The organism is Streptomyces sp. NPDC040405, assembly GCF_055595765.1.
In genome coordinates this window covers 47,741-62,129 of the sequence record NZ_JBVIVI010000001.1, presented here as the reverse complement: position 1 = coordinate 62,129, position 14,389 = coordinate 47,741, and the positions used below count along the sequence as shown (strand labels likewise).

Below are 14,389 nucleotides of genomic sequence, written 5' to 3'. Positions count from 1 at the left end.
GGAATTCCGACAGCTCCGGCTACCCGCCGGAATCCGGCCGCGGCGACCGCCGGACGGGTGCCGATTGGGCTTTCGGGCCGTCAACGGCGAGACTGCTTCTGTGACGTCCCGTACTCCGCGCGACTCCCGGCTCCGACTCGTCCGCCAGCGGCCGATGGCCACCGCCACCCGGCCCGCGCCGAACCGCTCCCGGCCGGCGCCACGCCCGCCCGAGGGCACACCACCCCGGCCGGAACTGGCCCGGCAGGCCCGTGCGGGGCTTGTCGGGGCAGTGGAGGTGGCGCGCTGGGCCGCGGCCGAGGACGACTCGCTCGGGGCCCTCTCCGACGAGGCCGCCGCCCGTGCGGCCGCCGCGCTGGGGCGCAGCCCCGAGGAGGTGCGGAACGACTGGGACCGGGCCCGGCTCGTCGGGCTGGTCGATCTGCACGGCGGCACCGCGCGCCCCGGCTGGCGGCTCCAGGCGTGGGACCGCGACGACAGCGCCGTGCTGCGCGGCTGGGTCGCGCTGCTCGACGCCTGGTCGCTGGCCAGCCCCGCGCCGGAGACCGCCGAGCCCACGGCCGTCGCCGAGGTGGTCGAGGCCGTACCGCAGCTGCTCCCGCTGCTCCAGCTGTCCGCGGGCCCGGTGCAGATCTCCACGCTGCTGGACATGCTGCGCAAGCGGGTCGCGGAGCTGCGCACCGAGCGCTGCGAGGTGCCGTACGGGGTGGCCGCGCCGGGCGAGGGCGACCCCGCCGGGGCCCCGGACCCGGCCGACGACCGGCACCAGCCGGACGGCGCCGAGGACGACGACGAGCTGGAGGACCTGCTCGGCTGGGCCCTGGACGCGCTCGCCTCGGTCGGGGCGCTCACCGTCCTCGAAGGCGACGCCGTCCTCACCGCGCTCGGCAACTGGGCGGTGTGGGTCAAGCTGGAGCAGATCTGCGTGGCCGCCCAGAGCCCCGCCGGGAACATCGAGCACCCCGCCGCCGACATGCTGCGCGGCTGCGCGGGCCTCACCCCCGGACCCGCCCGCGCCGAGTACCGGGCCTGGCTCGCCGCGCGCCCGGTCGGCAGTGCCATCACCGAGCTGCTGGACGCCGCGCGCGGCGACGACGCGCTGCTGCGCGGGCTCGCGTTCGAGGCGCTGCGGGTCGCCGGGGCGCCCGCCGAACCCGCGGTGCGGGCCGTCGTGGAGGAATCGTGCCTGCGCCCGTACGCGCTGCTGTGGCTCGCCGAGCACGACGGCGCCGACGCCGAGGACGCGCTGGACGTGCTCACCCGCGAGGAGGCCACCTGGCTGTGGGTGGACACCGCCGCCGCCATCTCCGACCACGGCGAGAGCCCGCTGCTGGTGCGCCATCTGGAGTCGGCGGTGCAGGGCACCGTGCCCGCGCTGCTGGAGGAGGTACGGGCCGTCGGCCACCCGCGTACGGTGCAGGTGCTGGTGGCGCTGGCCGCCGCCCACCCCGACCCGGCCCTCGCCAAGGCGGTGCGCCGGGCGGCCTTCCAGGTCCACACCGGCGGCGTCTGAGGGGATCGCGCGAGGTGGGGGAGGCCCCGGACCCCAGGGGAAAATCCGGTTGCCCGCACCGCTAAACTAGCCGCATGGCAATTCTCCTCGTGCATTAGACGGCGTCGGCCCCGCCCGCTGGTCTGTCCCGTCCGCCGTCCAATCTGCCCAGGAGTAATTCCCCGTGATCACCGCCTCCGGCGTCGAGCTGCGTGCCGGCGCCCGTGTTCTGATCGAGTCCGCCTCCTTCCGTATCGCCAGGGGCGACCGCATCGGTCTCGTCGGCCGCAACGGCGCGGGGAAGACCACGCTCACCAAGTGTCTGGCGGGTGAGGGCACCCCGGCCGGTGGCAGCATCACCCGCTCCGGCGAGGTCGGCTATCTGCCGCAGGACCCGCGCACCGGCGACCTCGACGTCCTCGCGCGCGACCGGATCCTCTCCGCCCGCGACCTCGATTCCGTGCTGCGCAGGATGCGCGAGAACGAGGAGCGCATGGCCAACGGCAAGGGCGCCACCCGCGAGCGCGCGATGAAGAAGTACGAGCGCCTGGAGACGGAGTTCCTGACCAAGGGCGGCTACGCGGCCGAGGCGGAGGCCGCGACCATCGCGGCCAGCCTGGGCCTGCCGGACCGGGTGCTCGGCCAGCCGCTGCACACCCTCTCCGGCGGTCAGCGGCGCCGCGTCGAGCTGGCCCGGATCCTGTTCTCGGACTCCGACATCCTGCTGCTGGACGAGCCGACGAACCACCTCGACGCCGACTCCATCATCTGGCTGCGGGACTACCTGAAGACCTACAGCGGCGGCTTCATCGTGATCTCCCACGATGTCGACCTCGTGGAGACGGTCGTCAACAAGGTCTTCTACCTGGACGCCAACCGCTCGCAGATCGACATCTACAACATGGGCTGGAAGCTCTACCAGGCCCAGCGCGAGGCGGATGAGAAGCGCCGCAAGCGCGAGCGCGCCAACGCCGAGAAGAAGGCCGCCGCGCTCAACTCGCAGGCCGACAAGATGCGCGCCAAGGCCACCAAGACGGTCGCCGCGCAGAACATGGCCCGCCGCGCCGAGAAGCTGCTGTCAGGGCTGGAGGAGGTGCGGCAGTCCGACAAGGTCGCCAAGCTGCGCTTCCCGGACCCCGCGCCGTGCGGCAAGACCCCGCTGACCGCCGAGGGCCTGTCGAAGTCGTACGGCTCCCTGGAGATCTTCACCGATGTCGACCTGGCCGTCGACAAGGGCTCCCGGGTCGTCATCCTGGGCCTCAACGGCGCGGGCAAGACCACGCTGCTGCGGCTGCTGGCCGGGGTCGAGAAGCCGGACACCGGCCAGGTGACCCCCGGCCACGGGCTGAAGCTCGGCTACTACGCGCAGGAGCACGAGACGCTCGACCCGGACCGCACCGTCCTGGAGAACATGCGCTCGGCCGCGCCCGACCTCGACCTGGTCGAGATCCGCAAGACGCTCGGCTCGTTCCTGTTCTCCGGCGACGACGTGGACAAGCCGGCCGGAGTGCTCTCCGGTGGTGAGAAGACCCGGCTCGCGCTGGCCACCCTGGTCGTCTCCTCGGCCAACGTCCTGCTGCTCGACGAGCCCACCAACAACCTCGACCCGGCCAGCCGCGAGGAGATCCTCGGCGCGCTGCACACCTTCACGGGCGCGGTGGTGCTGGTGACCCACGACGAGGGCGCGGTGGACGCCCTCCAGCCGGAGCGGATCATTCTGCTTCCGGACGGGATCGAGGACCTGTGGGGCGCGGACTACGCGGATCTGGTCGCGCTGGCCTGACCCCGGTCGGCCCGGCTCGGTGGGCCCGGCTCGGTGGGCCTGGCCCCTTTGCTGCTCTCTGATCCACTTCCCGTAGATCATTCGGCCTAGGCGTGATCCGTCATCTGAGTGAGAACCGCTGGTATCGCGGCGCGCCGCCCCTGACCGGCGCACGGCGCGTGCCGCGCGCCGGTCACTCTTCGACCATCCTCTGATATAGGGGCCCTGACCTGCCCTTTCTTTAATGATCAAGAAAGACTGGCAGGGCGGAAGCCGCCGGAATCCTGGATTCCGAAGGCGTGTGCGGCGCCATTTCTCGGAATCCTTCCTCCACAGGTCTTGCCGAATGGGTGGCCAGGAAGCCGCCTAGGGGTGATCATGAGAGTCACAGAGCGCACTTCCCATGAGGAGGCACGGGTGGCCGAGACTCTGAAGAAGGGCAGCCGGGTGACCGGCGCCGCGCGCGAAAAGCTCGCGGCAGACCTGAAGAAGAAGTACGACTCCGGTGCGAGCATCCGGGCGCTGGCCGAGGAGACCGGCCGTTCCTACGGATTCGTCCACCGGATGCTCAGCGAGTCAGGAGTTTCCCTACGTGGTCGCGGTGGCGCGACGCGAGGCAAGAAGGCCGCATCGGCCTGATCGCGCGTCTCGCGTCAGCGGTTCGTCACCGGCAGCAGGTGTGGACAGTGCCACCCGGTTGATCGTCCGTTCGACCGGGTGGTTACTGTGCAGTCACTTGTACTGACTGCGGCCGACCGGAGGCTCCCTGTGACCCTGCTCGACAAGGACGGCGTATCGCTCACCGTTGATGACGCGATCGCCACGGTGACCCTGGCCAACCCGGCCAAGCGCAACGCCCAGTCGCCCGCGTTGTGGCGGGCGCTGGCCGAGGCGGGGTCGCTGCTGCCCGGCAGTGTGCGGATCGTCGTGCTGCGTGCCGAGGGCATGTCCTTCTCGGCCGGGCTCGACCGGCAGGCGTTCACCCCCGAGGGCTTCGAAGGCGAGCCGTCCTTCCCGGAGATGGCCCGCGGTTCGGACGCCGAGCTGGACGCCACCATCGCCGCCTACCAGGACGCGTTCACCTGGTGGCGGCGCAACGACATCGTGTCCATCGCCGCCGTGCAGGGCCATGCGATCGGGGCGGGCTTCCAGCTCGCCCTCGCCTGTGACCTGCGGGTATGCGCGGACGACGCGCAGTTCGCGATGCGCGAGACCAGCCTCGGGCTGGTACCCGACCTGACCGGCACCCACCCGCTGGTCGGCCTCGTGGGATACGCCCGGGCGCTGGAGATCTGCGCGACCGGGCGCTTCGTCCACGCCGAGGAGGCCGAGCGCACCGGCCTCGCCAACCTCGTGGTGCCCGCCGCCGAGCTGGACGGCGCGGTCCAGGACCTGGCCGCCGCCCTGCTGGCCGCCCCTCGCGACGCGGTGGTCGAGACCAAGGCGCTGCTGCGGGGCGCGGCGGACCGTACGTACGACGAGCAGCGCGCCGCCGAGCGCGCCGCCCAGGCCCGCCGCATCCGCGACCTCGCGGGCCTGACCGACTAGTCGAAGGTCAGCACCGGCTTGATCGTGGTGCCCGCCTTCATGTCCGCCGCCGCCTCCTCGATCCGGGCGAACGGATAGGTCCGGATCAGCTGGTCCACGGGCAGCCGTCCCTGCTGGTGGAGGCCGACCATCAGCGGGATCAGCTGTTCCGGTTCGCTGTCGCCGAGCGTGACGCCCGTGATGCGGCGGCCCGGCAGCAGGCCGTTGACGTCGACCCCGACCTCCGTGCCCATGGGCGGCGCCCCGATGACCGCGACCTCGCCCCGGGGCGCGAGGGCGTCGACAGCGGTGCGGAGGACGCCGGGGTTGCCCGTGGTCTCCAGGGCGCAGTCGAGGCCGAGGCCGTCCGTCAGCTCGACGAGGGCGGCCGCGGTGTCCTCCTCGGCGGCGTTGACGACGGCCGTGGCGCCCAGCTTGCGGGCCAGCGCCAGCCGCGGGGCGAGCCGGTCGACGGCGATCACCTGCCGGACCGGGCCGAGCACGGCGGCCATCACGGCGGCGAGCCCGACCGCGCCGGCGCCGAAGACGCCGATGGTGCTGCCGGGCCGGGGCCGCAGGACGTTCAGCACGGCGCCGACCCCGGTCTGGATGCCGCAGCCGAAGGGCGCGAGCGTGGCCAGGCTTACGTCGGCCGGGACCCGGACCACGCTGCGCTCGTCCACCAGCGCGTGCGTCGCGAACGACGACTGGCCGAAGAAGTGTCCGCCAAGCCCGCCGCCCCCGGAGGCGGAACGCAGGGTCGTGGTGCCGTCGCCGCGGGTGCCCCCGAGGAGGTTGAGCGGCAGCCAGGAGGCGCAGTACGCGGGGTGGCCGCCGCGGCAGGTGCCGCACGCACCGCACGAGGTGAAGGTCAGGACGACATGGTCGCCGGGCCGCACCCGGCCGACCCATGACCCGACCCGCTCCACCACGCCCGCGCCCTCGTGGCCGAGGACGCCGGGGAGCGGGAAGGGCAGCTGGCCGTCGCGCACGGTCAGATCGGTGTGGCAGACCCCGGCGGCGGTCAGCCGGACCACGATCTCGTCCGGCCGGGGCTCGTCCAGGGTGATCCTCTCCAGGGAGAAGGGGGCGCCGGGCTTGTTCACCACGGCGGCGAGGGTTTCGGTCATCGTGGAAGCTCCGTGGCTCGGAGGGGCTCAGAACGGGTAGCGCGCGGTGTCGCCGCGCAGGGTCAGCCACTGCGTCTCGGTGAAGGCGTCGAGATTGGCCCGGGCGCCGCCCACCCGGCCGAAGCCGGATGCGGCAAGGCCCCCGAAGGGCGCGTTCGGATCGTCGTTGACCGTCTGGTCGTTGATGTGGACCATTCCGCTGGGAATCCGCTCGGCGAGGGCGAGCGCGCGCGCCATGTCGGCGGTGAGGATGCCCAGGCTCAGGCCGTACGGGGAGTCGGCGGCGAGCTCCACGGCCTCGTCATCCGTGCTGTACGGGCGTACGCAGGCGACGGGGCCGAACACCTCCTCCTCCCAGGCGGGGACGGACGGGCCGCAGTCGGCCAGCACCGTGGGCCGGTAGAACCGGCCCCGGTGGGTGCCGCCGGTGACCACCCGGGCGCCCGCGGCCACGCTGCGCTCGACGATGTCCACGACATGGCCGAGCTGCCGGTCGTCGATGAGCGGGCCGAGGGCGACCGGTTCGCGGAAGGGATCGCCCACGGTGAGCTGCTCGGCCTTCTTGGCGAGCAGGCCGACGTACTCCTCGTATCGCGACTCATGGACCAGATGGCGGCCGACGGCCATGCAGATCTGCCCCTGGTGGAGGAAGTTCCCCCAGGCCCCGCAGGACGCGGCGGCCTCGATGTCGGCGTCGTCCAGCACGATCAGGGCGCTGTTGCCGCCCAGCTCCAGATGGGCCCGGGTCAGCTGCTCGGAGGCCAGCGCCCCGACCGCGCGGCCCGCGGGGGTGGAACCGGTGAACGACACGACCCGCACCGCCGGGTCGCGGACGATCGCGGCGCCGACGTCCGCGCCGCCGGGCAGGCACTGCAGCAGCCCCGCGGGCAGCCCGGCCTCCTCGAAGACGCGGGCGAGGACCACCCCGCCGGACACCGGGGTGCGCGGGTCGGGCTTGAGGATGACGGCGTTGCCGAGGGCGAGCGCCGGGGCGACGGAGCGGATGGACAGGATCAGCGGGAAGTTGAACGGCGAGATCACGCCGACCACCCCGACCGGGATCCGGCGCGCCATGCTCAGCCGCGGCTGCGCCGAGGGCAGCAGCTCTCCGGTGGGCGCCGCGGGCAGGGCGGCGGCCTCCTCGCATTCGGCGGCGGCGACCGCCACCTCCAGGGCGGCCTTCGCCCGTGACGACCCGGCCTCCCGCACGATCCAGTCGGCGATCTCGTCCGCATGGCGCCGGAAAGTGTCGGCCGCACGGCGCAGGGCCGCGGCCCGCTCGGGGAAGGGGGCCGCGGCCCAGGCGCGCCCCGCGGCCGCCGCGGTACGGGCCGCGGGGGCGACGTCCGCCTCGGTGGCCCGGCCGACGGAGCCGAGGTGCTGCCCGGTCGCGGGCTCGGTGATGTCGATGGTGCCGGGCCGGGCGGGGGGCTCCCAGTCGCCGGTGAAGATCCTGTCCGCCCAGTCGGCGGTGGAGAGCAGGCTCATCGCGGACTCCTCAATGCTCAGGAATCCTGATGATGCCCCTCGTGGGTGGGTGCGACAAGGGCCCGGGACGTACACATTTCAAGAACTTTGCGCCGGGCCGCCTGCGCTCATGACCCCCGCGTCAGCTCCGGCGCCGATGCCGGCACCGCCTCCAGCACCAGCACCGCGAGATCGTCGTCGATCGGCTCGGTGCCGAAGTCGTGGGCGGCCAGCCGCACCCGCTCCGCGATGGCCTTGGCGCCGAGCCCCGCACAGCCGCGCAGGATGTCTGCCAGGCCGTCGTCGTCGTCCAGCTGCCGGCTGCCGTCCCGCCGCTCGGTCACCCCGTCGGTCACGCACAGCAGCGTCTCGCCGGGCGCCAGGTCCAGGGAGTCGGCGTGGAAGTCCGGCTCGTCGTCGATGCCCAGCAGCATCTGCGGGAGCGCCGCGGGCGCCACCGTGCCGTCGGTGCCCAGCCGCAGCGGCAGCGGATGCCCGGCGCTGGCCAGGACGCAGTGCGCGCCGCCCGACCGCGGGTCCGGCTCCAGCTCCCCGTAGAGCAGGCTGAGGAAACGCGACCGGGCCTGGTCGCCGCCGAGGGCCGTGGCCTCCGCCTCCTCCTCCACCAGGGCCTGGTTGAGCCGGGTGAGCACCGACTCCACGCCGTGGCCCTCGCGGGCCAGCAGCCGCACCAGATGGCGGGCGAGGCCGGTGACCGACATCGCCTCGGGGTCGCTGCCGCAGACATCGCCGAGCAGGAAGCACCAGCGGCGGCCGCCCATCGGGAACAGGTCGTAGAAGTCGCCGCCGACCGTCTGGCCCTCACCGTGCGGCTCGTAGACGATCGCGGTGTCCACGCCCGGGATGTGGGCCAGCGAAACCGGCAGCTGGCGGCGCTGGAGCGCCCGGCTGATGGTGGCCTGCTGGGTGTACTGCCGGGCGGTGGCCACGGCCTGGGCGATCCGCCGCGCCACGTCGTCGGAGAGCCGCACCACGCCCTCGGTCGTCTGCGCCACCCCGGCCCGGCCGAGCAGCAGCACGCCGTAGTCGCGGCCGCGGGCGATGAGCGGGAAGGTCAGCGCGGAGCCGCCCGTACCGGAGGGGGCGGCGGCCTCGGGCCAGGGCCAAGGGGTGCCGGGGGCGCCGAGCCCGGGCGGCGGCGGATCGCGCTCCAGCGTGGCGCGGAGCGCCTCGATGCGGCGCTCGTCGTTGTGCCAGACCCGGCGCAGCTCCAGCCTGCCGGTCTCGTCGATCAGCCACACCGCGCACCAGTCGGCCAGCCGGGGCACCAGCAGCTGACCGGCGAGGGCGGCGACCATGTTCTCGTCCAGCTGCCCGGTGAGCAGCTCGCTGGCCTCGGCGAGGAACGACGGCCCGCCGCGGTCGACCCATTCGGCCGTCCGGTCCCGGGGCCCCTGCGGCGGGGCGGGGGCGCGGTGCGCGGCGGCGCGCGGCGCGCGGCCGGACGCCTCGGCGGATACGGAGCCGGCCCCGGCCGACGCCGCCTCGGTGTCCAGGCGGAACCACACGGACTTGCGGGTGCGGTGGTACGTCACGCCCCAGGACTCGGCGAGCGCGCCGATCAGCTGGAGGCCGCGGCCCCGGCCGTGGCGCTGGGTGTCCGGCCCGCCCAGCACCACGCTGGCCGGGTGCAGATCGGCGACCTCGATGACGATGCCGGGGCGGTCCGCCGGATCGGCATCGGCGTCGGGGGCGGCGTCGGCATCGGCGGAATCCTCCGGTCCGTTCCCGGTCCGGAGGCGGCAGGTGACCTCGACCCGGGTGCCCGCGTGCAGCACGGCATTGGTGACCAGCTCGCTCACCAGGAGGACCGCGTCCTCGGTCACCCGCGCGCCGACGGCGTCCGGTCCGAGGATCTCGGTCGCGGTCTGGCCCGCGAGGGTGGTGCGGACGAAGGTGCGCGCCGCCCCCGGTGCGCGCACGCTTCCGGGCAGCGTCGTCCGGGCAACGGACTCGCGCGAGAGAGGAAGCAAAGCTCCCACGTGCGGCTCCTGGCAATTCGGGCGGATTAGGCCGTCTAGGTGCCATATTATGACAGACGTAGGGATATCTAATGATCTTTTAAGGGCGGCGCCATGGCACGCGACCCGAACCCCACGGAGTGCACCGCCGAGCTGAGGTCGTTGCTGGCGGCGATGAACGCCTTGTGCGACGGCGACTTCACCGTGCGTATGGACAGCACGGAAGAGGGCGTGCTCGGCGAAGTGGCCGGAACGTTCAACCAGCTGGTGGCGCGCAACGCCCACCTGGCCGCCGAACTCCAGCGGGTCCGCCGCGAGGTGGTCCGCCAGGGGCGGCTGGACGAACGGCTCACCGCGAGCCCGGGCCAGGGCGCCTGGGCGACCAGCGTGAACGACGCCAACCAGCTGGTGGACGCGCTGACCGGGCCGGTGTCCAACGCCACCCGGGTGCTGGACGCCATCGCCGAGGGCGATCTGACCCAGCGGGTCGACCTGCACGACGGCAACCGTCAGCTGCGCGGCGATCTGCGGCGGCTGGCCCGCGGCGTCAACCGTACGGTCGACCAGCTGTCCCTGTTCACCGGCGAGCTGACCCGGGTGGCCCGTGAGGTGGGCACCGAGGGCCGCCTCGGCGGCCGGGCGAAGGTCCAGGGGCTGTCCGGGGACTGGCGCGAGGTGACCGAGGCCGTCAACACCATGGCCTCCCGGCTGACCAGCCAGGTCCGCGACATCGCCGTGGTGACCACGGCCGTGGCCCGCGGCGACCTCACCCAGCAGGTGACCGTCGAGGCCACCGGTGAGCTGCTGGAGCTGAAGCTGACCGTGAACACCATGGTCGACCAGTTGCGCGCGTTCGCCGACGAGGTGACCCGGGTGGCCCGTGAGGTGGGCACCGAGGGCGAACTCGGCGGCCGGGCCCAGGTCCGGGGCGTGTCCGGGGTGTGGAAGGACCTGACCGACAACGTCAACTTCATGGCGTCCAACCTGACCAGCCAGGTCCGCAACATCGCCCAGGTGACCACCGCGGTCGCCACTGGTGACCTCTCACAGAAGATCACCGTGGACGCCCGGGGCGAGATCCTCCAGCTCAAGAACACCGTCAACACCATGGTCGACCAGCTCTCGGCGTTCGCCGACGAGGTCACCCGGGTGGCCAGCGAGGTCGGCAGCGAGGGCAGGCTCGGCGGCCGGGCCCAGGTCCGGGGCGTGTCCGGGGTGTGGAAGGACCTCACCCAGAACGTCAACTTCATGGCGGACAACCTGACCTCCCAGGTCCGCAACATCGCCCAAGTGGCCACCGCGGTCGCCGAAGGAGACCTGAGCAAGACGATCGGCGTGGAGGCCAAGGGCGAGATCCTGGAGCTGAAGTCGACGATCAACACCATGGTGGACCGGCTGTCGTCCTTCGCGGACGAGGTGACCCGGGTGGCGCGCGAGGTGGGCACCGAGGGCAACCTCGGCGGCCAGGCTCAGGTCCGGGGCGTGTCCGGGGTGTGGAAGGACTTGACCGAAAACGTCAACTTCATGGCGCTCAACCTGACCTCCCAGGTCCGCAACATCGCCCAGGTGACCACATCGGTGGCCAACGGCGATCTGTCCAAGCAGATCACCGTGGACGCCCGGGGCGAGATCCTCGAGGTCAAGGACACCGTCAACACCATGGTCCAGCAGCTCCGGGCGTTCGCCGACGAGGTGACCCGGGTGGCCCGCGACGTGGGCACCGAGGGCCAGCTCGGCGGCCGGGCCCAGGTGCCGGGCGTGTCCGGCGTCTGGAAGGACCTGACCGACAACGTCAACTTCATGGCCGGAAACCTGACCTCCCAGGTCCGCAACATCGCCCAGGTGGCCACCGCGGTCGCCCAGGGCGATCTGTCCAAGAAGATCGACGTGGACGCGCGCGGCGAGATCCTCGAACTGAAGACGACCATCAACACGATGGTCGACACGCTCTCCTCGTTCTCCTCCGAGGTCACCCGCGTCGCCCGCGAGGTCGGCAGCGAGGGCCGGCTCGGCGGCCAGGCCCGGGTCGAGGGCGTCTACGGCACCTGGAAGCAGCTGACCACCAGCGTCAACGACCTCGCCCTCAACCTCACCACCCAGGTGCGCGCCATCGCCGAGGTCGCGTCCTCCGTCGCCCAGGGCGATCTGTCCGGCTCCATCTCGGTCGAGGCCCAGGGCGAGGTCGCCGAGCTGAAGAACAACGTCAACCTCATGGTCGCCAACCTGCGCGAGACCACCCGCGCCAAGGACTGGCTGGAGTCCAACCTGGCCCGTATCGCCTCCCTGATGCAGGGCCACCGCGATCTGGTCGAGGTCGCCGACCTGATCCTGCGCGAGCTGACCCCGCTGGTGAACGCCCAGTTCGGAGCGTTCTTCCTCGGCCAGCCCGGCATCCAGCCGGGCGAAGGGCTGAAACTGATCGCCGGATACGGCACCGAGCAGGACAACGGCCCGCTGCCCGCCACCGGCACCCCCGGCCGCGGACTGGTCGCCCAGGCCGCCCAGGAGAAGAAGCGGATCCTGATCACCAACGTCCCCGCCGACTACATCACCATCAACTCCGGACTCGGCTCCGCGCTCCCCACCAGCGTCGTCATCCTGCCGATCCTGTACGAGGACCAGGTGCTCGGAGTCATCGAACTGGCCTCCTTCGGCCGGTTCAGCGAGGTCCACCTCGCCTTCATCGACCAGTTCGTCAACACCATCGGCGTCTCGATCAACACCATCATCGCCAACGCCCGCACCGAGTCGCTGCTGTCCGAATCCCAGCGGCTCACCACCGAGCTGCGGACGCGCTCCAACGAGCTGCAGCGCTCCAACGCGGAGCTGGAGGAGAAGGCCGCGCTGCTGGCCACCGCCTCCCAGTACAAGTCCGAGTTCCTGGCCAACATGTCGCACGAGCTGCGCACCCCGCTCAACTCCCTGCTGATCCTGGCCCGGCTGCTCGCCGACAACGCCGACCAGCGGCTGTCCCCCCAGGAGGTGCAGTTCGCCACCACCATCCACCGCTCCGGCTCCGACCTGCTCCAGCTGATCAACGACATCCTCGACCTGTCCAAGATCGAGGCCGGGCGGATGGACGTCCGCCCGAAGAAGCTGCCGCTGATGAAGCTGCTCGACTACGTGCACGCCACGTTCCGGCCGCTCGCCATCGACCGGGGCCTGTCGTTCGAGATCGCCGTCGGCGAGGACGTACCGCGCGAGCTGTACTCCGACGAGCAGCGGATCCAGCAGATCCTGCGCAACCTGCTCTCCAACGCCCTGAAGTTCACCTCCTCGGGCGGGGTGAAGCTGCGCGTGGAGCGGGCGGTCGGCGCGGAGTTCCAGGAGGAGACGCTGCGCGACGCGGACGCGGTCGTCGCCTTCTCCGTCAGGGACACCGGCATCGGCATCGCGCCCGAGAAGCTGCCCGTGATCTTCGAGGCGTTCCAGCAGTCCGACGGCACCACCAGCCGCAAATACGGCGGCACCGGCCTCGGCCTGTCCATCAGCCGGGAGATCGCCGGAATGCTGGGCGGCCGGATCATCGCCGAGAGCGAGCAGGGCGTTGGTTCCTGCTTCACGCTGTACGTCCCCGCGCACTACGCCGGGGTCGTCCCGCCGCCCGATGTGTCCGACCCCCGGGCCACCGGCGCCACCGTCCCGGCGGCGCTGCCCACCCGGGACGAACCGCTCCCGGACACCGCCGACCACGCGCCCAGCGGGGTGTTCGGCGACCAGAGCGGCGTGACCGGCGACCGCGGCTCCCTGGCCGGTCTGCTGGCCCCCCAGGACCGCGACGGCGCCGGGGACGAGGCACGGGCGGAGCCTCCCCGGCTCAAGGAGTGGCAGTGCGGCCGCCCCAGCCGGGTGCTGACCGGCCGCCGCATCCTCATCGTCGACGACGACATCCGCAACGTCTTCGCGCTCACCCATGTGCTGGGGCGGGTCGGCATGACCGTGAAGTACGCGGAGAACGGCCGCGAGGGGCTGGACGTCCTGCACCGCAACCCGGATGTGTCCCTGGTGCTGATGGACGTGATGATGCCGGAGATGGACGGCTACGAGACGATCCGGGCCATCCGCGGCACCCCCCGGCTCGCCGATCTGCCGATCATCGCCCTCACCGCCAAGGCCATGCCCGGCGACCGCGAGAAGGCGCTCGAGAGCGGTGCCAACGGCTATGTCCCCAAGCCGGTGGACGTCGACCGGCTGATGAACACGGTCTGCGATCTGCTCGACCCGCAGCGCAACCCGGAGGCGGAGGAGGCGGAGGCCGCCGAGAGCATCGCGGAGGCCGAGGGCATGGCGGAGGCCGAGGACACCGCGGACGCCGAGGACGCGGCAGAGCCCGCCGGTGACGGCGACGAGCCCGGCCCGGACGCGGAGACGCGCCCGCCGAGGCCGAGACAGGGGGAGTCATGAGCGCCGCCGCGCCCGACCGCGCCGGAATCCTGATCGTCGACGACATGGAGGAGAACCTGATCGCGCTGGAGGCCGTCCTGGGCCCGCTCGACCAGCGGCTCGTCCGCGCCCACTCCGGTGAGGAGGCGCTGAAGGCGATGCTCCGGCAGGAGTTCGCCGTCGTGCTGCTCGACGTCCTGATGCCGGGCATGGACGGCTTCGAGACCGCCGCCAACATGAAACGTCTCGACCAGACCAAGGACGTCCCGATCATCCTGCTGACCGGCACCGACGCCGACTCGGACTATCCCTACCGGGGCTATGCCATCGGCGCCGCCGACTTCCTCACCAAGCCCATCGACCCCTGGCTGCTGCGGACCAAGGTCAACGTCTTTCTGGATCTGCACCGCAAAAACATCCAGCTCGCCGCCCAGGCCGAGCAGCTGCGCCGCCAGCTGGCGGGGGAACCGGACCCCTCGGACGAGCGGCTGGAGCGGGTGTCCGAACAGCTCGCCCGCACCGCGGGGGTGCTGCGCCAGGGCGGGGGCGGTGAGGAGGCGGCCGGGCTGGCCGACTGCGTCACCGAGCTGGCCCGCACCGTGGAGGACCTGCGGGCCGCCCGGCAGGCCATCCAGGGCCGATGACG

9 protein-coding genes are annotated in these 14,389 nt (G+C 72.3%); 6 read left to right on the top strand and 3 right to left on the bottom strand.

Features of this window, described 5'->3' with window-relative positions:
- The first annotated feature begins 100 nt into the window (after positions 1-100).
- The 4 genes from ACZ59A_RS00310 to ACZ59A_RS00295 all read left to right on the top strand — a co-directional run bounded on the left by ACZ59A_RS00310 (position 101) and on the right by ACZ59A_RS00295 (position 4,802).
- Positions 101-1,513, top strand: a complete 1,413-nt coding sequence (locus tag ACZ59A_RS00310; protein ID WP_470951574.1) for a hypothetical protein — start codon at positions 101-103, stop codon at positions 1,511-1,513.
- A gap of 163 nt (positions 1,514-1,676) precedes the next feature.
- Positions 1,677-3,275, top strand: a complete 1,599-nt coding sequence (abc-f, locus tag ACZ59A_RS00305) for a ribosomal protection-like ABC-F family protein (protein ID WP_468042066.1) — start codon at positions 1,677-1,679, stop codon at positions 3,273-3,275.
- A gap of 396 nt (positions 3,276-3,671) precedes the next feature.
- Positions 3,672-3,893 (top strand): helix-turn-helix domain-containing protein, encoded by a 222-nt coding sequence (locus ACZ59A_RS00300; protein WP_009718933.1) that lies wholly within the window; start codon positions 3,672-3,674, stop codon positions 3,891-3,893.
- 129 nt (positions 3,894-4,022) lie between these two features.
- The gene (locus ACZ59A_RS00295) at positions 4,023-4,802 is read left to right on the top strand and encodes an enoyl-CoA hydratase/isomerase family protein (protein WP_468042068.1); all 780 of its coding nucleotides are present in this window, start codon (positions 4,023-4,025) and stop codon (positions 4,800-4,802) included.
- Here the strand turns inward: ACZ59A_RS00295 and ACZ59A_RS00290 are convergent.
- The 3 genes from ACZ59A_RS00290 to ACZ59A_RS00280 all read right to left on the bottom strand — a co-directional run bounded on the left by ACZ59A_RS00290 (position 4,799) and on the right by ACZ59A_RS00280 (position 9,381).
- Entirely contained in the window at positions 4,799-5,911 is a 1,113-nt protein-coding gene (locus tag ACZ59A_RS00290) for an NAD(P)-dependent alcohol dehydrogenase (RefSeq protein ID WP_470951569.1), read from the bottom strand. The genes ACZ59A_RS00295 and ACZ59A_RS00290 overlap by 4 nt on opposite strands.
- Positions 5,912-5,938: 27 nt before the next feature.
- Positions 5,939-7,399 (bottom strand): aldehyde dehydrogenase family protein, encoded by a 1,461-nt coding sequence (locus tag ACZ59A_RS00285; RefSeq protein WP_470951566.1) that lies wholly within the window; start codon positions 7,397-7,399, stop codon positions 5,939-5,941.
- Positions 7,400-7,506: 107 nt separating this feature from the next.
- Positions 7,507-9,381 (bottom strand): SpoIIE family protein phosphatase, encoded by a 1,875-nt coding sequence (locus ACZ59A_RS00280; RefSeq protein ID WP_470951564.1) that lies wholly within the window; start codon positions 9,379-9,381, stop codon positions 7,507-7,509.
- A 93-nt stretch (positions 9,382-9,474) separates the two neighbouring features.
- Here ACZ59A_RS00280 and ACZ59A_RS00275 point away from each other — a divergent pair, with 93 nt between their 5' ends.
- Positions 9,475-13,764, top strand: coding sequence for a HAMP domain-containing protein (locus ACZ59A_RS00275; protein ID WP_470951561.1), 4,290 nt, complete (start codon positions 9,475-9,477; stop codon positions 13,762-13,764).
- Positions 13,761-14,387, top strand: coding sequence for a response regulator (locus ACZ59A_RS00270; RefSeq protein ID WP_468042077.1), 627 nt, complete (start codon positions 13,761-13,763; stop codon positions 14,385-14,387). Before ACZ59A_RS00275 ends, ACZ59A_RS00270 begins: the two co-directional genes overlap by 4 nt.
- Positions 14,388-14,389: the final 2 nt, after the last annotated feature.

What these genes read in the sequence shown, in the direction of transcription:
- ACZ59A_RS00290 (WP_470951569.1), bottom strand. Translation starts at nt 5,911, where the DNA reads ATGACCGAAACCCTCGCCGCCGTGGTGAACAAGCCCGGCGCCCCCTTC.
- ACZ59A_RS00285 (WP_470951566.1), bottom strand. Translation starts at nt 7,399, where the DNA reads ATGAGCCTGCTCTCCACCGCCGACTGGGCGGACAGGATCTTCACCGGC.
- ACZ59A_RS00275 (WP_470951561.1), top strand. Translation starts at nt 9,475, where the DNA reads ATGGCACGCGACCCGAACCCCACGGAGTGCACCGCCGAGCTGAGGTCG.
- ACZ59A_RS00270 (WP_468042077.1), top strand. Translation starts at nt 13,761, where the DNA reads ATGAGCGCCGCCGCGCCCGACCGCGCCGGAATCCTGATCGTCGACGAC.